We start from the raw sequence: 21,066 nt of genomic DNA, 5'->3' as shown, positions 1-21,066 counted from the left end.
TGTGTTTAATACATATCCGTAGATTAATGGGGTTGAACTTGTTAAGGAGTGAACATGTTCATGGTACGATTAACCAAACGGCAGGCAAGGCAGTTTTTGCTGTTGAAGCATGGGTTGTTGGGGGAACATCGGTTTATCGGAAAGGCAGGCATTATGGACTTTGTGCGGCAAGTTGGCTGCATTCAATATGATCCGATCGATGTCTGTGGGAAAAACGCCGAACTGGTGCTCCAGTCACGAATCAGTGGGTTTAGCAAAAGCATGCTCGACGAGTTGTTGTATCAGGATCGATTGCTGGTTGATTATCCTGACAAAAATCTGGCGATCATGCCCGTGGAGGACTGGCCTTTTTTCGAACGATACAGACAAGCTGCCAGGCAGCATGCCATGAAGTATCCCGAGATGGAGGCACTAACTACACAAGTAAGGAATTATATACAGCATCAAGGTCCTGTAAGCTCGAATGATTTGAATGTTTTACAGCTGAATGGAGATTTTACCTGGAGCTCAGCCATCCACTGGAGTAGTGGAAACAACATATCACGAGCCGTGCTGGAGCAGATGTACTCGACAGGCGAGCTGGTTATACATCATAAAAAGGGAACACGCAAGTATTATGATGTGGCCGAGAAACATATACAGTCTGATCTGCTGCATGCCCCTGAACCGCTGTTGAACGAATTGCAGCATCACAAGTGGAGGGTGTTGCGCCGAATTGGTGCTGTAGGCCTGCTGTGGAATCGTGCATCGGATGCCTGGCTTCATATATGGGGACTAAAATCGGAGCAGCGCAACAACGTGTTCCATGAACTATTGCAGGAAGAACGGATTATCGAGGTCAAGGTAGAGCAGATGAAGGAGACCTTATATTGCAGGGCGGAAGACATAACCTGGATCGACACGATACTGCAAAATCAGGAATTCCCTATGCGCTGCGAGCTGATTGCTCCGCTGGATAATCTAATGTGGGACAGAAAACTCATAAATGCATTGTTTGACTATGATTATAAATGGGAGATCTACACGCCCGCACTCAAACGAAAATTTGGTTATTACGTGCTGCCTTTATTGTATGGGGATCGCTTTATCGGTAGGGCCGAGATTGTTGTGGAGCGTAAAGCCAGCAAGCTTGTTGTGAAACATGTCTGGTACGAGAAAGATGTGCAATTAACCAAGCAGCTTGAAGCACGAGTGAACGATTGCTTCAAGCGATTCTCGTTATTTAACAGCTGTGAAACGGTAGTAATGGAAGCATATTGATATAGCCTAAAGCTATAACCAGTCATACTTTTTTGGTATCTCTTCTAACCCCGCTCTGCATGATATGATGAACATATACAAACGAGGGGGTTATTTTTATGACAGACAAGTTTCAGATTGTAGGAAGTTTATTGCGGCCAGAAGAGCTGTTGACATATAAAACACAGATTGAGCATCGGGATGACATCCAGTATCCATTCTATGCAAACTTTGAAGGGTACCAGCAATGTGAGAGCAAAGCCATTGATCAGGTTGTACAGAAAGAGATTGAGAACAAGCTGACCGTCATTACGGATGGCGAATTCTCCAAATCGATGTGGCATCTCGACTTTGTCTGGGGTTTTGATGGGGTGGAGCGTTATATCGCGGATCATGGTTACTTTTTCAGAGATGTGGACGGCACTTCAAAATATGAAACTCGCAAGGATATCGGACTGCGCATTACGGGCCAGTTGAGCGGGAAAAATCATCATTTTATTCAATTGTTCAAACAGCTGCAGGAGAAAGCCGGCGACCAGCAGACCAAGCTCTGCATTCCTTCACCATCGCATATTTTCGGAGAATTATCCTGGTCGGATAACATCGGAGGCAAGGATGCGGTGTACCAGAATACACAGGAGCTCAAAGCAGGTCTGGTCAGCGCGTATAAGGAATTTGTGCAGGAATTTGCAGCTGCGGGCGGTACGATTCTGCAGATGGACGACTGCCTGTGGGAGCTGTTTGCCGACGACAATCCGAACTCGCCGTTCACCGGGGAGCATATTAATCAGGAGGAAGTACAAGGGCTCGCTACAGAGTTTATTGACATTAACAACATGATTATTGACTACGGTCACAGCCTGGGTCTGAAAATGTGGACACATAACTGCCGCGGCAATTATGATTCCCGCAACATGGGCGGTGGATCATATGCGAAGATTGCGAATCTGTTCCTGAAACAGCTGAAGTATGACCGCTTCTTCCTGGAGTGGGATGATGATCGTGCAGGTTCCATCGAAGCGCTGGAAGTGTTCAAGGATCGACCGGATACGGAGATTGTTCTCGGCCTGCTGTCCTCCAAGACAAGTACACTTGACGATGAGGAGCGCGTTGTCCGTTTGCTGGATGAGGCATCCAAAATTATCGACAAGGACAGACTTTTGCTCTCTCACCAGTGCGGCTTTGCCTCCTGTGACGGCGGGAATGAGCTGAGTGAAGCGCAGCAGTGGGCAAAAATTCATCAGGGTCAGCAGATTGCAAAGCAATACTGGGGAAATGCGATCTAAGCTGAACAGATTCTGTGTCTTGCACCACCTTTCTATACATCTATAAAAGCAACAATGGCGGCTTATCCTTCGGAATACATCCGGGGAGAAGCCGCCATATTTATGGTGAGCCGTTTCGGTGCATCATGCAGCATATGCATATAGGGCCCATGGCTGCGTTAGCTGGTTTACTTCGGTTACTTCCGAGCTTCCTGCTGCGTAAGCCATTCTTTTTTTAATAAAGCATATTGGTAGGTGTTCTCGTATTTCGGGGTGCCATCCTCGTTTTTGACAAACGAAATGAACTCCAGAAACAGACCTTCCCGGCGCATGCCCAGCTTCTCACACAGCTTCTGGGAACGGAAGTTATCGTCCTCCACATAGGCGTACAGTCTGCGTATGCCCTGCTCCGTGAAGAGATGTTCGATGAATGCACCCGCGCTCTCGCTGGCATAACCTTTTCCTTCATATCTTCCGTTGAAATTCCAGCCAATACTGTACGTATCCGAATCCTTCTCTTCCTTCATGCCGAACAGCTCACCAATCAGTTCATTGCTGTCTTTCAGGCAGACCGCGATATGGGAATCGTCATTGCTGCGTTTCTCGACTTCAACTACGGCTTGCTCAAGTGTTGTCATCTGATGATCCATAAAACAATTCACGCGTGGGTTAGCTGTATACTCCAGTAGTCCGGCAGCATCCGTGGCGGTGAAATTGCGCAGGATCAATCGATTGGTTTCAATGGGGTGCATAAATAAATCCTCCAGTTAAGTTGTATATAATACAGAAATAATGAATCACTGCTTCGTATTATCCTTTATTTTTGACGGCGGCCATATCTTGCGGCTTGGTCAGGGCAGGAGCGGCTTTGGCTTTGACAGCGTTTAAGACCTTATTAGTTTCTTTTATCTCAAATGTGTGAATAGTCTTATCCAGCTTTGGAGTCTCATTCGCCTGCTCCGCTTTGGAGAACAGGTTCACTAGCTTGTCTTTGTAGATATAGCCGAGTACAAAACCGATAACAGCAATAACGGATATGATGATCGCAATAGTGTACTGCTGTGTTTGAATGGTCGAGCCTAACGCAGCTGATGCGATAATCCATGGCAGTCTCGCCACCAGCAGTATGATGAAGAAACGCAAGGAGCTAATGGAGGTCAGCGCGGCTACAAATACCAGCATATCCTTGGGTAACCCCGGAACCACAAAAAAGATAAACAAAAAGGCAGTAAACTTGCGCTCGTCCTGCATAAACGAGATCCATTTCATATTCTGTTTCTGAAGCAGGCGGGATACGAAATCACGGCCGATGAACCGGGTGAAATAGAAGGCGATGGCTGAACCCAGGATCAGACCGACGGTTGTATAGAAGGAGCCAAGTGCGGAACCGTAGATATATCCCCCGGCAATCTGTACAATCTCTCCTGGAATCGGTGCAACGACGATCTGAAGAATCTGGAACAGGATGAACATGACCGGTCCCCAGTGTCCGGTGGAATGAATATACGCTCTGAAGTTGTCCATCGACGACATGATTTTGATGATGTCAGAAGCGTAATAGATGAGCAGACCTATCGCCAAGGCAGCGAACAGACCCAGCAGTATTTTGAGCACGCCATGTTTCGAATATTGCTTCATAGATACGACTCCCTTTGTTTAATAACCTTGATTACTTACAGTATAAATCGAAAACATGAAGATTAGCCCACAGAACTTCTGAAGAATTCTTAAGCCGGGTTGGATGTGCTGGCTCTGGAGGAAATCGCGGACTATACTGATAGTGGACGGAGGGATTTCGATGAATAACAGCAAGCAGATTCTGATTGCGGACGACAATAGTGAAATACGCGAGATCGTCAGGATTTTGTTGGAAAGTGAAAATTATGAAGTCATCGAAGCCGTGGACGGCCAAGATGCAGTGGATAAAGTAACGGAAGAGACGGACCTCATTATTCTGGATATGATGATGCCCAACAAGTCAGGCTTGAAGGCATGTCTCGAGATTCGTGAAAAAACGAGTGCACCTATCCTGTTTCTTACAGCGAAAACACAGGATTCGGATAAACAACTAGCCTTCTCGTCGGGGAGCGATGACTTTCTGTCCAAACCGTTCTCCTATACCGAGCTTGTTGCAAGGGTCAAAGCGCTGCTGCGCCGCTATTACGTCTACCGGGGCAAGGAGAAAATTGAAGAGACGGACCACATCGTGGTGAAGGATCTGAAGATTCATCAGGATTCCAAATCAGTATACATCGGGGAGAAGGAAATCTCGCTCACCGATATTGAATATCAGATTTTGATGCTGCTGGCATCGAAACGAAGAAAGGTATTTTCAGCCGAAAATATATATGAGAGTGTCTGGCGACAGCCTTATTTTTATACCTGTAATAACACCGTCATGGTCCATATCCGTAACCTGAGAAACAAGCTGGAAGACGACCCGCAGCATCCGAAATATGTGAAGACCGTCTGGGGGAAGGGGTACAAAATTGAATAGATTTCTGATGGGCAAACAGCTGAAGCTCAAGATGGTGCTTGCCATTATTATCTCGCTGCTTGTTGCAGCAGGGGTATCCATTGTTTTTCAAGTAGCGGGAGAGACGGCGCTGGACAGTTATCTGAGTAAATCTACCTTTGTCGAGAACAGGCAGGAGGATGCGCTGGAACGCTTCCAGGCTCTTGTAAGCAGTGAGCAGTTGTCTACACAGGATCATGAGGAACTATCCAGATGGATTAGCGGGGAGCGTTACCTGAAGCTGTTTATATTTGTAAAAGACAAGCTGATCTACGCCTCCAATACCGAAGCTGACCCGGAGATTAATGAGGAGCTGCTGACTCAGTTTTTACCATCCAAAATACCGATTACTACAGTCCAGTTTGCAGATCAGACGGCACAGGTGTATCTGGTTGGTTTTTATGAATATCAGTATTACAACCTGCTTCTCATCTTGAGTGTATTCGCTGCCGTCATTGCTTTTATTATCGCTTTTCTGCTGCTTATCAGTCATAAAATCTCGTATATAGGCAAGCTGGAGCGGGAGATTAAAATTCTGGAAGGCGGCAACCTGGATTACAAGATCACCATATCCGGCAGAGATGAGTTGTCATCACTCGCCTGGAGTATTGATGAGATGCGGAAATCCTTCGTGGAACGGCTTGGCAGCGAGGAAAGAGTGAGGACAGCCAATCGGGAATTGATTACGGCCATTTCTCATGATTTGCGCACACCACTCACCATTTTGCTGGGGTATATGGACATCATTGAGCTTGGCAAATACAAGACACAGGAGGATCTGCTGCAATACATCCACAATAGCCGGGAGAAGGCTTATCAGATCAAAATTTTATCGGACAAGCTGTTTGAGTACTTTACGGTATCTTCTGCATCAGAGGAAGAGGATGTGGACTTTGAAATCTATGAGGGCCGGGAGCTGCTGGATCAGCTGCTGGATGAGCAGCTGGCGGTGATCGAGGATATCGATGTTCAGATTCAGCCGAATTATGGGGAACAGCCTTTTTTGCTGGAAATGAATCTGGTAGCGATTCGTCGTGTGTTTGATAATATTTTTTCTAATATAAAGAAGTATGCAGATACATCCCATCCTGTCCATATCGAGCTGCATGTGAAACAGCAAATATTATACATGAACGTTTCCAATCGGATCAGACATGTTGACAAAACGAAGGACAGCAACGAGATTGGTCTGGTCAGCTGTAAAAAAATTCTGGAGCAGCATAACGGAACGTTAAGCACATCAGAACAAAATGACAGATTCACATTACAGATTGAGCTGCCTGTCATTCTAAGTGATACCGATCGGTGATCGTTGTGGAAGGGGAAGGGGTAGATGATGGGACAGCAGAGGAAAAGAAGATGGAGGCAGCAACCTTGCATTTTTGGTGTTCAGATGAAACTTATGCAGGGTATGAAGGGTTAATATAGAAGGAATGTCAACATGTGAGGGGAGAGAGAGCTTCATGAAGAAGAACAGTCACACTCCACTAACGAAAGATCGAATCTTGCAGCAGCTGGATTCATTAGGCTACTCGGATCGGATGAAAAAAATGGCACGGCTGGGCCTGGATCATCCAGTCCCTGAAGAATATGCCGTGCTGCTAGTCGAATTGCTGGACAGCGGAACAGCTTACGAAGCACATCTGGCCTTAACCGGTGCTGGCACGGTGCGGGATGCACAAGCGGTTAAACATGCATTAAAACATTGCAAAGCGAGGGTCAGGGGCCGGGCGGCCTGGATGCTCGCAGAATTGATTACCGATTCAGGTTACCCTGTTGAAGACAAGATCGTTTCGATGTCTCATCAAGAGCGTCAGCTGCTTCTCCGAAGCATCGTGAAGCATAACAGACAGGATTGGGCAGAACGACTGCTGCAGATCGTATTGGAACGCTGGGGAGCCAAGGAGGCCGCTATACTATTGCCGATGTGCAGTGAGGAAACGGTTCGCACAAGGCTGCCGCAGCTGGGATATGCTCTCCGTAACTGGCGGCTCCTCTCAACTCGTTATCCTGATCAGGCTGCTGCATATCTGAACAAGGTATTGAGCGAGGCGTCAGATAGCGGGAAGTCAGGTGTCTGGTACTTGATGAGCACTGCGGTAGAGAAGCTGAGTGTGTTCAGGCCTGGAATGATACTGGAATATGCGCTGAAATATGGCCCTAAAGAGTTGATACATCCCGTGATCAAGGAGCAATTGGGTATTCTGATTCAAACGAGCCCCGAGCGAGTATTCGAGCTGCTGACACGGGAGGAATCGAGGGCATATTTGCTGAACAACGGGGTTCCGGCGGGTGTATTGAAAAAAAGAAGATGGTTCACTTCTGCGCATTGGACTGCGCTGGTGAAGCTGCTGGCTGCGGCGCCTTATCAAGTGGCGAAGGTGCTGGATACACTTGCACCTTCCAGCCGGGGGGCGTTGTTTGAGGCAGCTTATCCAGAACAGGAGCGCAAGCTGCGCATGTTCCCGATGAGCCTGCTCGATGTGCTTCCTCATCAGCTGCGCGATCAGGAAGCAGCCCGTATGCTCCATTTGCGTGATGCTCGGGAAGATCGGGGCATTATGCTTGAACTGACTGCGCACCGTATGATCGATGCAGCCAGAGAAACGCTGGAGCTGTCGGTTCAGGCGTCCAGTGCAGATGAGCGTGCAATAGCGTATGCCCGGCTTATCCAGAGCACGGCGTTATCCCGGAGCGGTATGGGGGAGACCTTGCGTTTCCTGACAAGGGTGAAGAATGATCAGGACCCTGTGCGCTTCACTGTGATGACAGAATTGTCGAGCTGTCCTGCTCCGATGTTCAAGGGGGAGCATGTGGATCATCTGACGATCCTGGTCGATAGCGTCATTGAGGCCAGGGATACTTCTCATGGGACAAGATCGGCAACGGAGAAGCTGGCTTATTCGATTCTGCGAGAGCATGCCGGGGAGTCTGAACATCCGCTGTTCCAGTTTGCGCTTAGAGCGATGAGAAGAATGACGATGCGTGACGGACAGTTCATGCTGTATACAAGAGATTGGAAGGGGATACCACGGGCAGCGATCGAAACATTGTTTGACGAAATCTATGCCGTGGGTTTAGAAGCAAACAAGCGGGAAAGTGATTATGTTGTTTTGCGGATGGCAGATGTATTCGGAGAAGCCATAGATCATCTGCCCAAGCTTCATCAGCTGCTGGAGGAACTGGTCAAGAGCAAGAAGGCGCCTGCTCAAGCCGTCCGTTACTGGTTAGCACCCTACAAGACAAGGGATGCACGTGTGAGGGAGCTGCTGGACCGTGATCCGACCTTTATTTCATTCTATGAGGTGTTTGCGCATCTGCATCGGAAACGTCAGGAGTGGCTGGACCCGTTTATCTCGGGTAAGGTTCTTAAAGGCAAACATCTAACGGGCAAAACGATCTATCTCGTGCCTGCGTATGATGGCTTTTACCGCTGGCTGCCGCGTCAGCAGCAGGCGCTTGCTTCGCTGCTTGAGCGTGTGGTGCAGGACAACAAGCGCAGCTTCCACGAACGAGCAAGTGCAATGCGCAGCTTGGCAGGCATGCCGGATTATCACTCGGATCAGCTGGAGAAGCAGCTGCAGGACCCCGAAGTACATATTGTGGAAGCCGCGCTGCATGCTTTTTCTTTAACAGAGGAGCCGGAAGAAGCACTTCCGGTGCTGCTGAACAATGTGGACGGGGATCGTGCGCGTGTAGCGATGTATTCCATACCGAAGTGTGCACGCAGGGTTAGCCCGGAGCTGCTTTCCTCTATGCTCTCGAAGCTGCTGGATCGGGAGAAGCTGAAGATCACGGTGAGGAAGGAAGCGATACGGCTGCTGGGGGCGTACAAAAGCAGTGAAAGCATGCCGCTGCTTATTCGGGAGTATGAGAAGCCGAACCAGCACAAGGATGTTATCATTGCTATCGGTCATGCCGCCAGACAATGTCTGGATGATGAGCGAAGCTGGGCGATGATGAGTGTCATGGCATCTTCTTCAGACCGGGATATTGCTCGAAGCTTGCTGAATCAGTACCCGGCGGAGCTGCCGGTAGAAGCACGTTTGCGATATTTGCAGTGGATTACGGAAATTGCCGGTCATAATGACCCGATTGTATCGATGGAGGCTTTTCAGGCCATGACTCGTTGGGGCAGTGTGAGTGCAGAAATCATCGCGGATTGTGCCGGCGGAGCATTGATCGATCTGGAAGACGCATGCCGCTGGCAAGCCGCACTGCATGCGTTTGTCCATGTTGTTCAGGACGGAAAAGTGAATGATCAGGTTGTGTATGTCATTCGGCAGTTGGCTGAAGCGAAGATAAAGGAAGACTGGAATGCGGGCAGCGAGAGAGACCTGCCCAATCGTCAGCGCTTGCTGAGGCTGTTGGAGAGAATTGTATCGTTATCTGCGCCAGTGCGGAATATGCTTGCACCGTTATATGCGGCCATAATTGAGGCGCTTCAGCCGTATGATACGCTAAAGTTTGCTGTGGTTCCTCTACATTTGGCTGCAATAGGCTGGAGTCAGGCTGACCTGGCGGTGGTACGTCTGAACGCTGTATTAGAAATCATGAATGCTTATCCGTATGTATGGGATTCGGTGGATCAGCAGGTTACAAGAATACTGCTTGCAAGCAAACCATACTGGGAACCGGAGCAGCTTCTTGGCATCGTCGATAAATTGAAATTACGGACCGACCTGGCTTCATCTTATATGGAGCTTTCCCTGTTGAAGCTTGCTGGGGAAGCATTGTTCTGGAATGAAGATTGCCGCGAGCGTCTTAGAGCTTACAGGCAGCATGAGCACGAGGCAATCCGGATGCGGGCGCTAGATATTTGTACGATCTCTGAATAAGGTTTATCTATGCTTGTTTTACGCTTTTATTTTCACTACAATCGAGTAGAAACAGCGAACGTTACACTCCGATCACGAACCGAAGGAGAATGAGGATGACAACAAACTCTATTGAAAGTGATAAACAATTATCAGTGGAACAACGTGATGAATTATTAAACACCTTAAAGGCACGTTTTGAGAAAAACAAGGGTTGTCATCCAAACCTGGAATGGGTTAACGTAGAGGCTAGACTAGAAGCACACCCAGATAAGCTGTGGTCACTCCACGAGATGGAGAAGACGGGCGGCGAACCTGATCTGGTTGAACTGCACAGTGAGAAGGGTGAATATATATTTGTGGATTGTTCCACCGAGAGTCCGAAGGGACGTCGCAGTGTTTGTTATGATCAGGCGGCGCTGGATGCAAGAAAAGAAAACAAGCCAAAGCACAGTGCTGTTCAGATGTGTATCGAGATGGGCATCGAGCTTTTAAGTGAGTCCCAGTATCGGGAGCTGCAGCAGCTGGGCAACTTTGATATGAAAACATCCAGTTGGGTGCTGACACCAGACAAAATCAGGCAGCGGGGCGGAGCTATTTTTTGCGACCTCCGTTACGATACCGTATTTATGTACCATAATGGTGCAGAATCGTACTACGCAGGAAGAGGTTTTCGAGGTCTGTTAAGAGTATAACGATTTAATGAGAAAACCAGAGCGTGTCTAAAAATGCTAGGTGATAATATAGTTAGTTCCTATAGAGAAGAGGGAGCGATTCGGCATAAGTCGAGTCACTCCCTTTTTTGAGTTGAACCGGGTTAAGGCCGAACATCTTCTTCGCCGGGCTTCTCAATCTGCACCATGACTCGAACCAGATATTCCTCTGCATGCTGCAGGACAATCTCATCCTGCATGTACTCCTCGTATGCATCTCCCTTAATGACGTACTTTTTCTGTTCGATATAATCAAAGATTTGCGGATAGATTTTCTCGGTATCCGCATAATCTGCTCTGGCATAGGACACCAGATAGTATCCCTCCGGCATATAAGCCTGTTTGTGATGTTTTGTCGTCATGAAGCTGTACATATGGGAGATCTTGTCGCCATCCTTTTTCAGCAAATCCTCTTTGGGAATGATGACGCCCCCTGGATATCCAAGCGGTGCATGCTCCTTGTTCAGTCGTGCCCGGAAGTCTTCCCACAGTTCTTCAGGGAATTCCTGTTTGGAGGAATCGATGCGGCAGCTCAGCAGTAATGGTGCCTTGGCTTGCCATATGACATGCATTTGGCTGGTGTCCAGATGCATGGAGTGTTCTATATTTTTAGCACGTTGTATAATCATTTGTTCGGCCTGAGTCAACTTGGCCATCTGCAATCGCAACACCTCCTCCTGCTTGCGCAGCAGTTCAAGGGTGTTTTCCGGGGAACGCCGACCGAGATGCTCTTGAATTTCCTCCAGAGACATGCCCAGCTCTTTGAAAATATGAATAACTCCAATCGTCTCAAGCTGGCTGCGGCTGTAATAGCGATAACCGTTATCTGCAACATAAGCGGGCTTGAACAGGCCGATACGGTCGTAATATATAAGCGTTTTGCGCGAAACCTCGGACAGCTTGGAAAAAGCACTAATGGACAACATATCGTTCGGATGCATAGGTACCTCCAGGGCGAAAGAAGTGGATTGACTGTATAGTTGCTATACAGTTTATAATACAGCTGTTCTGACCGCCGATCTACCGCTAGATCGAAAGTAGTGCGTTTATTTTAGATAAGGAGAATGCTTATGGTGAGGAAATTATTGGGAAGTATACGCGAGTATACAAAAGATACATGGTTAACTCCGCTGTTTCTGCTCGGTGAGGTGGCTATGGAAGTGGTCATTCCGCTCTTTATGGCTGAATTGATTGATCAGGGAATTACCGGGGGACAGATGAATCAGGTGGTGAAGTACGGCTTGATCCTGGTGCTGTTTGCTTTGGTATCACTTGTTTTCGGAGTGCTTGCGGGTAAACATTCTGCTATCGCCATGGCGGGGTTTGGTAAAAACTTGCGCTATGACCTGTTCCGTCATGTACAGCAGTTGTCTTACTCCAATATGGACAAATTTTCAACCTCTGGCATCGTGACGAGGCTAACTACGGATATCACCCATGTGCAGAATGCCTTTCTGATGATTATACGGATTGCCTTTCGCAGTCCGGTGATGATGATCTTTGCTACGATCATGACGTATCGCATCAGCCCGACAATTGCCATGTGGTTTGTGATTGTTATTCCCGTACTGGCAATTGGCATGGGACTGATTATGAAGTATTCCTTTCCTATTTTTGAGCGGGCCTTTGGCAGCTATGATGATCTGAACAAAGTCGTTCAGGAAAATGTGCGCGGCATTCGCGTTGTGAAATCCTACGTTCGCGAGGAACGCGAGATATCCAAGTTTCAGGCTGTATCCGAGAAGATATTCGCACAGATGGTGAAGGCAGAGCGCATTCTGTCGTATGAACTCCCATTAATGCAAATTGTGTTATATGCTGTCATGTTAATCATCTCATGGATCGGAGCCAAGCTGGTCGTAAGCGGGAGCATGACTACCGGGGAGCTTACCAGTGTGTTTGCATATTCCATGCAAATATTGATGAGCCTGATGACGCTCGGTTTTGTCATTATTATGATGGCAATTGCCCGGGCCTCTGCTGGACGGATCAACGATCTGTTGAGGGAGCAGCCCGATATTATCAGCCCGGAATCACCGATTACACAGCTGCACAGTGGAGAAGTACAATTCCGCAATGTATCTTTCCGGTACTCTGACAAAGCGGAGAAGTATGCATTATCTGGCATCAATCTGCACATACGCTCAGGACAGACTGTTGGCATTATCGGTGCTTCCGGCAGTGCCAAATCGACAATGATGCAATTGATTCCGCGACTGTATGACGTCAGTGACGGCGAGGTATTGGTTAGTGGTACCAATGTGAAGCATTTCGATCTGAAGGTGCTCCGAGATCAGGTGGCGATGGTGCTGCAAAAAAATGTGTTGTTTGAAGGCACGATCAAAGAGAACCTGCGTTGGGGGAATGAAGCAGCCACTGACGAGGAATTGGTCCGGGCGTGTAAGGCGGCACAGGCACATGAATTCATTTCGGCTTTTCCGGACGGTTACGACACCCATCTTGCACAAGGGGGAACCAACGTTTCCGGTGGACAGAAACAAAGGCTTTGTATTGCCAGAGCATTACTCAAAAAACCGAAGATTCTGATATTGGACGACTCTACAAGTGCTGTGGATACACGTACAGATGCATTAATCCGAGGTGTTTTTAAGGAAAGCATACCTGATACAACCAAAATTATTATTGCACAGCGCATTGCATCGGTCGAAGATGCCGATCAGATTATCGTGCTGCACGAAGGCAGGATGGCCGATATCGGAACCCATCAGGAGCTTCTCCGCAGAAGCGAAATCTATCAAGAGGCCTACCATACCCAGACGAAAGGCGGTGAAGAGCAGGATGGACAACATTAATTATGGCCTCACGATCAAACGTCTGCTGTCTTATTTCAAATATTATAAATTTCAAACAGCTCTTGTACTGATACTCGTGCTTGTAACTTCTGCCGTCTCTGTCGCTTCAGCAGCTTTTTTGCGATTGCTTATAGATGATTATATTGTACCGTTGCTGGGCGATCAGCATCCGGTATTTGATGCCTTGTTCCAGGCTTTAATCATTTTGGCTATGATCTATGCTGCGGGAGTGATCAGCACATTTATCTCAAAGCGACTGATGATTACGATCTCGCAGCAGATCATGAAGAAGATTCGTGACCGCTTGTTCGAACACATGCAGAAGCTTCCGATCAAATATTTTGACCGTAAGGCCCATGGTGATATTATGAGTCACTATACCAATGATGTGGATACGTTGAATATGATGCTGACAGACGGGCTTCCTCAATTGTTGTCCACAGCCGTTACGGTAATCGTGGTGCTGGGAACGATGCTGTATCTGGATGTTCCACTAACCATTGTTGTCGTGCTGGGCGCGCTTGTCATGCTCTGGGTTACGAAGAAGGTGGGCACGAAGGCAACGGACCACTTCTTTAGGCAGCAGGAATCCATCGGTGTGGTGGACGGATATATTGAAGAGATTATTCATGGGCAGAAGGTGGTGCAAGTGTTCAGCCGCGAGCAGCATGCCACGGCGCAGTTCGCACGTCTGAACGATGAGTTGTTTAACAATTCGGCAACCGCGAACAAGTTCTCCAATATACTGATGCCGATTAATGCCAATCTGGCGACCTTGATCTATGTACTTGTTGCAATTGCAGGCGGGGCTATGGCGATATCAGGCTGGAATGCGGGTTTGACGCTGGGAAGTATAGCCGCTTTTCTGAGTCTGTCGCGTAATTTTACGATGCCGATTGCCGAAATTTCCTCTCAGGTGAGCATGTTTGTCGTTGCGCTTGCTGGAGCACAGCGCATATTTAATCTGATGGATGAACAGCCTGAAACAGATGAAGGGCGTGTGACCTTGGAGAGGAAAGCAGATCAGACAGGATGGGTCTGGAAACTGGAGGATGGCTCTACTGTAACGTTAAAAGGCAAAGTGGATTTCAGAGGCGTGGGCTTCACATATGACGGGAAAAAGCAGGTGCTTCAGGACATTACGTTATACGCGCTACCCGGACAGAAGCTCGCCTTTGTCGGTGCGACCGGGGCAGGCAAAACAACGATAGCCAATCTACTCAACCGCTTCTACGATATTACAGAAGGCGAGATTATATATGACGGCATCCATATTCGTCGTATGCGAAAAGCAGACCTGCGTCGTTCCTTGGGAATAGTGCTACAAGATACCCATTTGTTCTCGGGTACAGTAGCTGACAATATTCGTTACGGGAGGCTGGAGGCCAGTGACGAGGAGGTAACCCAGGCTGCCAGATTGTCCTATGCATCAAGTTTCATCGAACGATTGCCAGATGGATATAACACCTGGCTTGATGGTAGCGGTAATGGATTATCCCAGGGACAGAGCCAGCTGCTCGCAATTGCAAGAGCGGCGATTGCGAACCCGCCTGTCATGATTCTGGATGAAGCGACTTCCTCCATTGATACGCGTACAGAAGCGCTGGTCCAGAAGGGAATGGATAATCTGATGCATGGTCGAACCGTTTTTGTCATCGCTCACCGCTTGTCAACAGTGCGTAATTCCGATGCCATTATGGTTATGGATAAAGGTCGGATCAAGGAGCGCGGCGATCATCATCAATTGCTGGAGAACAGAGGCATATATTATCAGTTATATACGGGTGCTTTCGAGTGGGAGTAATGGTACCCCAAGTATAGCTATATACATTAAACTTATGAAGTGAATCAAGAGATAGCTCTGCTGCAAGTGCAGGGCTATCTCTTGGTCTTTACATAAATAGCGATTAGACGTGTTTATAGCACCGGTTCGTTCTGTTTTTTAAAATACTGCTCAAGCACCAACTCAAGCACAGGACCAGGCTCTGCACGTTGTAGCTGGGACACATCCCCGAACTCCATACGGTACGGTTGTAGAATACTGCTGGGAATCCAGTATGGCAGCGGTTTGCCAGTGGAATCGAGACCATTCGGGTCGCCTGTTGCGATGAAATTAGATAGATAATTGCACATCTGGCGTGCCAGGTCATAATGCTTGCCTGTAAAAGGCCGCCAGCATTTGGCAAGGGTTTCAAAGAAAAACCACAAATCAACGGAGTGGAACGTACCCGGTTGATCCCAGCCTGGAATCTCTGCATCAAAGTTATAATAATAGAGAGGTGTTTCTGACGGATGACCGCTGTTCGAGCGGATTACAAGCTGAATCGCATGTTCAATCATGCGGATGGAGGCCCGCTGCAAGGCATGATCGAGATCACCCGTATCGGCTTCACATAGCTGCAGGAAAGCAGGAGCATCTTCGCCAAACAGTTCCGCAGCCATCTGCTTCAGTTCCTCCATACTGTTTACCGCAGGCCGTGTCCAGAACTCGGAGGAGGTGTGACCCAGCATCACAGGCACGAGCTCGCGTTTGTGATGCATGAAACGGGTGAAGGGATCACCTACACAGAACTGATCATCAATGACCGTTCCCCAGAAGCTTCTATACTCCAAAATTTTATCTCGCAGTGTGACGGCATCCAGTTGTCTTGCTTCCTCCAGTGAAGACACTCCAAGGAAATGGAAAAAATCTACCCCTTTCTGCTCGGCATCTTGCAGCGTACTGCGTACAGCAGGTACATGTACCTTTGGATACAGCTCAGTCGCGATACCGCTCATAATGACGGCTCGCTGGAACAAACCTTTGTTCTGAGGGGAGGTCATCTGGCTGAGCACACTGCCGCCACCGGCAGATTGTCCACCAATCGTGATCTGCTCCGGGTCACCGCCAAATGCGGCAATGTTACGCTTCACCCAAGCTGTGCCTGCCTGCTGATCCAGATGACCAAAGTTTGCAGGTGCATGTGGCGACTCGGCTGTAATCTCGGGATGGCACAGGAAGCCAAACGCATTCAGCCGATAATTAATGGTCACGACGACAATGCCTCTGCGAGCAATGCGCTCACCATCGAACTCCATCTCGGCGGTATGGCCTACCTGAAGCCCGCCGCCAAAATACCAGACGAAAACGGGCAGCTTCTCATCCGTGCGTTTGGCAGGGGTCCACACATTCAAATACAGACAATCCTCATCCATTGGGAGGTCGGGGTCAACAGCCCATTCTCGTGTATAGATATTATTGTCATCAATAACGGTTGGAGCCTGCATAGAGGTCGGCGCAAAATCAAAAGCTTGCAGCACGCCATCCCAGTCCTCTGCCGGTTGCGGTGCGCGCCAGCGGTTCTGCCCCACCGGGGGCGCAGCAAAAGGGATACCTTTGAAACTTGTAATTCGCGGGTCTGCAGCGGGCAGTCCCTGAATTTGACCATTTTCTACCGTAACTGTTCGAAGCACACAACATTCTCCTCTCTGAATTGAACATTCATATTCAAGCCGATTCAAGATGTATGGTTGCGCTTACAATTATACTGTGGCAAAATATCTCTACTCCCATTATAAGGAATTTGTTGGTTGATAAAAAGGAGGAGCGCTAAGTTTTTCTTTAGCGCTCCTGGTTACCAGCTTTATTCCCTATTGCTGAATTGTGGCATGTTTATTGCTTCCAAAAAACATCTGCTCCCATAATCCTTCAGCCTGAACGACGGTTTTTGTGCCATTCACTTCATGAGTAAGTCGTACTTGACCTAGAACACGGGTATAGGTTGGGTTCGCCCGCAGCAGCCTTGCTATTTTGGCTTTTGTTGCTCCGAGAGTATCCAACAAACTGCTGGATACGATATCGCGATGACGAATAAATTCAACCGTATAGGCTTCCGTAGCAGAGATAGGCTGATGATAGATCAGATGATTGTCCATAAACTTTTTGGTCGTAGGGTGCTGAATCGTATCCTGCCGCGTAATTTGTGTCACAGACGAATCGCCTGTGATTATTTTTTCATCTTTGGCAAGCATGAATACAGGAAGACGTTGGTAATTATATTTTTTCTCTGCAATAATGTCACAGGCAATGATATCATACTCTCCGACCTTTGCTCTGCCCCAGTACCAATGGTTCATCAATTTATCCATACTGATATTTCCCCAGTTATGGTCGTGGTAGCCGGTGCCTGTTAATTTTTTCTCCTGACCATGGATGGTCAAGGTGGCTTCAATCGAAGCGGAGGGCTGGGCTACAAACCAGGCAAAGTAGTGTTCATCTTTCCCTCCATATAACCAGTGCCCTGATTCAGGACGCCACATGGGCAGCTTGGAAGTCATAAGTGCATCATAAACAACCCCGCCTTCTTCGAAATGTACAACGTAATTCCCGTCCTTATATCGAATGTAGGATCGACCGATGTGCACGTCACAATACTCCCGGTTGGCAATCAGTACTTGTCCTTTGGGCAACTGTGTGTGAAGAAGGGTTTTGGTTCCATCTGGATGGGTGATATCGATATCTACCCGAGGCCAGGCAGGTCCAGGCACATCAAAGTGATTTTTAGTATAAAAAATCGTTACGATTGTTGTACCATCTTCAAACTCAGCGTCCGTGTACCACCACTCATACGAGCCTGCTTTGCCTTCTGTGCGCATCCCGTCTTCCTTGGGGTGTGGCTGATCAGGGTGGATGTGCAACTGATTATAAAATTGCTGCTCGTTAGCCAAGCGTGCTCGCTGTTTTTTCGATTTCATCGGGTGTTCCTCCATCTCAGCTGTTGTGATATACCTGTGATATAGATGTAATAATACTGACAGTTGTCATTGTTTTGAGCTCAGTCTAAAATAGAGATTGACAGGTGTCAACGTTATCCCGATAAGTCTTACAGAATGGAGGAAATGTCACCCGTGTACAAAGGAAACAATCCGTCGGCAATCCGGTCACAGAAGTGGCTAACCCAGTCATTGCTTCAGCTTATGGATTCCAAGCCGTACCGAAAAATATCGGTCAAAGAGATCACGGAGCTCAGTGATTTATCAAGGCAAACCTTTTATCAGTTATTTAAAACGAAAGAGGAAATACTGGAGTACCATCTGGATCAGTTATTTCAGAGCTACTTGCAAGAGATTATGAATCTGGAAGTGAGGTCAACGGCTGAGCTGGCCAAATTGTACTTTATTTTTTTTGAACAAAATGAGCAATTCATCAGACAGCTGATAGAGAACGATTTGGTCCTGATCTTGCATCGGAAATTTATTGTATATCTTGAGGATATTCACCGTGTGCTGCAGAGAAATCCAAGTCACATGATGAACGATTATGCATCTGCCTTCATATCCTCTGGTCTGATCGGCATCCTGGTTCATTGGTTTAATGAAAAGCACAGTCTAACTATAGATCAGCTGGCTTCTCTGATCAGTCGTTTAATTAATGATGTGGACTGGAGCGGGTCAACATGAAACGCAGCAAGGATGCGGTAGAGGGGAGGTGCACTTATGGATCGGACTTGGCCTAAATCTGGTGTGGATGATGCATTGTATTACATTAATAGCGGATATAAGCCGGCTAATCTGCACCAGTGGGGACCTGGTGTGCGTGATGTGTATGCCCTACATTTGGTTATCACGGGCCGTGGCAAATTGGAGCAAGGGGGCAGTGTGTTTTCGCTTGAAGCAGGGCAAAGTTTTATCATTTTTCCGAATCAGGAGATTTTTTATTATCCTGATTTGGAGGACCCGTGGGAATATGTGTGGGTGGAATTTCATGGTAAGGATGCAAGCCGATTAGTAGAGCTTACCCAGTTTTCGGAGCTTCAGCCTGTCGTTACCGAAGCCCCTGATACATTACAGCCTTTCTACGATCTAGAATGGAGCGTGGGAGCCTCGTACCTGGAGCAGATGCGGGCAGATGCCAAAGTCAAAGTGCTGTTGTCCTATTACATGGAGTATTTCCCTCGCCAAGCGGAAGCAGAGCCCAAGGATTACGTGTGGATGGCGAGAACATACATTGAGCAGAACTATTGGAAGCCAACCTTGACCGTTACGGAGATTGTACAGGCGGTTAACCTGGAGCGAAGTTATCTGTTCCGCCGGTTCAAAGCAGCTACGGGCGAATCGATATCGGCATACCTGACTTCATATCGTATTCGGCGTGCCTGTGAGCTGTTGAAGTTATCCGGGCTGTCCATTCAATCCATAGCCTATTCGGTCGGGTATCATGATCCGCTTTATTTTTCCCGAGTTTTCAAAAAGGCAACATCACATACGCCATCCGCATACATGATGCTGCACCAGAAAAAATGATAACGTTAGGGAAGAGAATACCTTCTAACACCAATTTTGCATTAGCGAAACAATGCACAGTTTCCAGACTCGCGAAAATACCGAATGAGCTGCTCAATCGGCTCACGCCCGCAGTTCAGCTTCACCCCAAGACAGTCGATGCAGAGAAATTGCTGGGCTGTTAGCGAAACTAATTTCAGATAGATGCCGACATCGTCGGATGAGAGCGGAACCTGACAGGTGGTGCATAGGCGGCTTTGTGCCATTTATTTCACCAGCTTGGCCCGTACGACGAGACAATCGTGAGCTGCAACGACCGGTGCATAACGCTCACGGAATACACCCAGTTCCTTATGCTCCCAGCAGTCATAGAGAGACAAGGAGTAGCCTGATGCGTATGGCAGTCCCATATCCCAGAATTGCAGGGAAAGCTCGCGCTGGCTGTCGCTCAGGTTGAAAAAGCCAATTGCTAGATCACCATCCGTAAGCACCTTCACCAGCATAAATACATCATCGGTATGGAACCATTGTGGCTCGGGTTTGATGCGATAAGCACCGCGTGCTTCCGGGTCTTGATTGATCGCAAGCAGATCGGGGTTAAGCAAAATGTCCTTGGTGACCTGATTGGCCTTGCGCACATCACATCCAATCATGAGCGGTGAACCCATCATGGACCAGAGGGAAAAGTGGGTTTTGTATTCAATATCGTTGCATCCGCCAATGCTGCCGATAAAATCGCTATTGCTTCCACCATACATGCCAACGATCAGCATATCCATGTCGTTGTGGCAGAAGGAGCCGGTATAGCTTTGTTTGCCGATCTGTGACAGGGCCAGCTCCTTGACGGAATCCCAGTTGTCACGAATATCCCCGGTGGAACGGTACATATGTGCACCTGATTCACGAATCCATTCATACACGTTGTCTTCTCCCCAATTGCAGGCAGAGAAGAGAATGTCGCGTCCGCAATTTTTGAGGGCAAGGCTCATCCGTTTATATAACAGCTCGCCAGAGATATGGCGCGGCTTGAAGCAGTAGTCATATTTTAAATAATCGACACCCCATTCGGCGAACAGCGCTGCATCCTGGAATTCATGCTCGAAGCTGCCCGGGTAACCGGCGCAAGTATGCGTACCGACACAAGAGTACATGCCGAACTTCAGACCCTTGTCGTGAATATAATCTGCAAGCGCCTTCATTCCACTCGGGAATTTGGCAGGATCAACAACCAGGTTGCCGTCTGCATCCCGTTCCTTCAGGCTCCAGCAATCGTCGATGACAATATACTCGTATCCGGCGTCCCGATACCCTTCCGCCACAAATACATCAGCTACATCCCGAATCAACTGTTCATTGATGTCCCACGTAAATGTATTCCATGAATTCCAGCCCAGCGCAGGGGCAAATCCCATCATTGAAGTTGTATTTGTGCTCATTATATCG

At 48.0% G+C, this 21,066-nt stretch carries 17 protein-coding genes; 10 read left to right on the top strand and 7 right to left on the bottom strand.

From position 1 onward, the window contains the following. Nucleotides 1-60: 60 nt before the first annotated feature. Together IEW26_RS26115 and IEW26_RS26110 are read left to right on the top strand one after the other, a co-directional pair. Nucleotides 61-1,260 carry a winged helix-turn-helix domain-containing protein gene (locus IEW26_RS26115; protein ID WP_188594502.1) on the top strand — a complete coding sequence of 400 codons (1,200 nt, stop codon included), beginning with the start codon at nt 61-63 and terminating at the stop codon, nt 1,258-1,260. A 98-nt stretch (nt 1,261-1,358) separates the two neighbouring features. Next, nucleotides 1,359-2,525, top strand: a complete 1,167-nt coding sequence (locus IEW26_RS26110) for a cobalamin-independent methionine synthase II family protein (RefSeq protein WP_188594501.1) — start codon at nt 1,359-1,361, stop codon at nt 2,523-2,525. Between the two features lie 176 nt (nt 2,526-2,701). Here IEW26_RS26110 and IEW26_RS26105 read toward each other — a convergent pair whose 3' ends face one another. Both IEW26_RS26105 and IEW26_RS26100 read right to left on the bottom strand, forming a co-directional pair. Further along, entirely contained in the window at nt 2,702-3,256 is a 555-nt protein-coding gene (locus IEW26_RS26105; protein ID WP_188594500.1) for a GNAT family N-acetyltransferase, read from the bottom strand. Nucleotides 3,257-3,314: 58 nt separating this feature from the next. Then, nucleotides 3,315-4,142: a TVP38/TMEM64 family protein gene (locus IEW26_RS26100; RefSeq protein WP_188594499.1), complete on the bottom strand. Its 828-nt coding sequence runs from the start codon at nt 4,140-4,142 to the stop codon at nt 3,315-3,317. A 160-nt stretch (nt 4,143-4,302) separates the two neighbouring features. Here IEW26_RS26100 and IEW26_RS26095 point away from each other — a divergent pair, with 160 nt between their 5' ends. The 4 genes from IEW26_RS26095 to IEW26_RS26080 all read left to right on the top strand — a co-directional run bounded on the left by IEW26_RS26095 (nt 4,303) and on the right by IEW26_RS26080 (nt 10,531). Continuing rightward, nucleotides 4,303-5,001, top strand: a complete 699-nt coding sequence (locus IEW26_RS26095) for a response regulator transcription factor (RefSeq protein WP_145405488.1) — start codon at nt 4,303-4,305, stop codon at nt 4,999-5,001. After that, nucleotides 4,994-6,328, top strand: a complete 1,335-nt coding sequence (locus IEW26_RS26090; protein ID WP_188594498.1) for a histidine kinase dimerization/phospho-acceptor domain-containing protein — start codon at nt 4,994-4,996, stop codon at nt 6,326-6,328. Before IEW26_RS26095 ends, IEW26_RS26090 begins: the two co-directional genes overlap by 8 nt. Before the next feature lie 154 nt (nt 6,329-6,482). Beyond that, the gene (locus IEW26_RS26085; RefSeq protein WP_229730045.1) at nt 6,483-9,857 is read left to right on the top strand and encodes a HEAT repeat domain-containing protein; all 3,375 of its coding nucleotides are present in this window, start codon (nt 6,483-6,485) and stop codon (nt 9,855-9,857) included. 95 nt (nt 9,858-9,952) lie between these two features. Next, the gene (locus IEW26_RS26080) at nt 9,953-10,531 is read left to right on the top strand and encodes a DUF4256 domain-containing protein (protein WP_188594497.1); all 579 of its coding nucleotides are present in this window, start codon (nt 9,953-9,955) and stop codon (nt 10,529-10,531) included. A gap of 122 nt (nt 10,532-10,653) precedes the next feature. Here the strand turns inward: IEW26_RS26080 and IEW26_RS26075 are convergent, their stop codons facing one another. Next, nucleotides 10,654-11,490 (bottom strand): MerR family transcriptional regulator, encoded by an 837-nt coding sequence (locus IEW26_RS26075; RefSeq protein ID WP_188594496.1) that lies wholly within the window; start codon nt 11,488-11,490, stop codon nt 10,654-10,656. A 129-nt stretch (nt 11,491-11,619) separates the two neighbouring features. Between IEW26_RS26075 and IEW26_RS26070 the strand changes: the two genes are divergently transcribed. Then, nucleotides 11,620-13,362, top strand: a complete 1,743-nt coding sequence (locus IEW26_RS26070) for an ABC transporter ATP-binding protein (RefSeq protein ID WP_188594495.1) — start codon at nt 11,620-11,622, stop codon at nt 13,360-13,362. Next, nucleotides 13,349-15,166, top strand: coding sequence for an ABC transporter ATP-binding protein (locus IEW26_RS26065; RefSeq protein ID WP_188594494.1), 1,818 nt, complete (start codon nt 13,349-13,351; stop codon nt 15,164-15,166). Before IEW26_RS26070 ends, IEW26_RS26065 begins: the two co-directional genes overlap by 14 nt. Nucleotides 15,167-15,279: 113 nt before the next feature. Here IEW26_RS26065 and IEW26_RS26060 read toward each other — a convergent pair whose 3' ends face one another. After that, a complete protein-coding gene (locus IEW26_RS26060; RefSeq protein ID WP_188594493.1) occupies nt 15,280-16,815 on the bottom strand; it encodes a carboxylesterase/lipase family protein in 1,536 nt (511 codons plus the stop codon). A 177-nt stretch (nt 16,816-16,992) separates the two neighbouring features. Then, complete coding sequence (locus tag IEW26_RS26055; protein WP_229730044.1) at nt 16,993-18,096, bottom strand: carotenoid 1,2-hydratase family protein; 1,104 nt, start codon at nt 18,094-18,096, stop codon at nt 16,993-16,995. A gap of 153 nt (nt 18,097-18,249) precedes the next feature. On the opposite strand from IEW26_RS26055, the gene IEW26_RS26050 reads away from it, so the two are divergent. Together IEW26_RS26050 and IEW26_RS26045 are read left to right on the top strand one after the other, a co-directional pair. Beyond that, nucleotides 18,250-18,801 carry a TetR/AcrR family transcriptional regulator gene (locus IEW26_RS26050; protein ID WP_186323129.1) on the top strand — a complete coding sequence of 184 codons (552 nt, stop codon included), beginning with the start codon at nt 18,250-18,252 and terminating at the stop codon, nt 18,799-18,801. 36 nt (nt 18,802-18,837) lie between these two features. Then, nucleotides 18,838-19,644: an AraC family transcriptional regulator gene (locus IEW26_RS26045; RefSeq protein WP_188594491.1), complete on the top strand. Its 807-nt coding sequence runs from the start codon at nt 18,838-18,840 to the stop codon at nt 19,642-19,644. A gap of 41 nt (nt 19,645-19,685) precedes the next feature. On the opposite strand, the gene IEW26_RS26040 is transcribed toward IEW26_RS26045, so the two are convergent. Both IEW26_RS26040 and IEW26_RS26035 read right to left on the bottom strand, forming a co-directional pair. Further along, nucleotides 19,686-19,889, bottom strand: coding sequence for a hypothetical protein (locus IEW26_RS26040; protein WP_188594490.1), 204 nt, complete (start codon nt 19,887-19,889; stop codon nt 19,686-19,688). Further along, the gene (locus IEW26_RS26035; protein WP_229730043.1) at nt 19,890-21,059 is read right to left on the bottom strand and encodes a glycoside hydrolase family 27 protein; all 1,170 of its coding nucleotides are present in this window, start codon (nt 21,057-21,059) and stop codon (nt 19,890-19,892) included. Nucleotides 21,060-21,066 lie beyond the last annotated feature (7 nt).

The organism is Paenibacillus silvae (genome assembly GCF_014639235.1).
GTDB lineage: Bacteria > Bacillota > Bacilli > Paenibacillales > Paenibacillaceae > Paenibacillus > Paenibacillus silvae.
The sequence above is the reverse complement of the archived record's forward strand: the minus strand, read 5'-3'. Positions and strand labels throughout refer to the sequence as shown.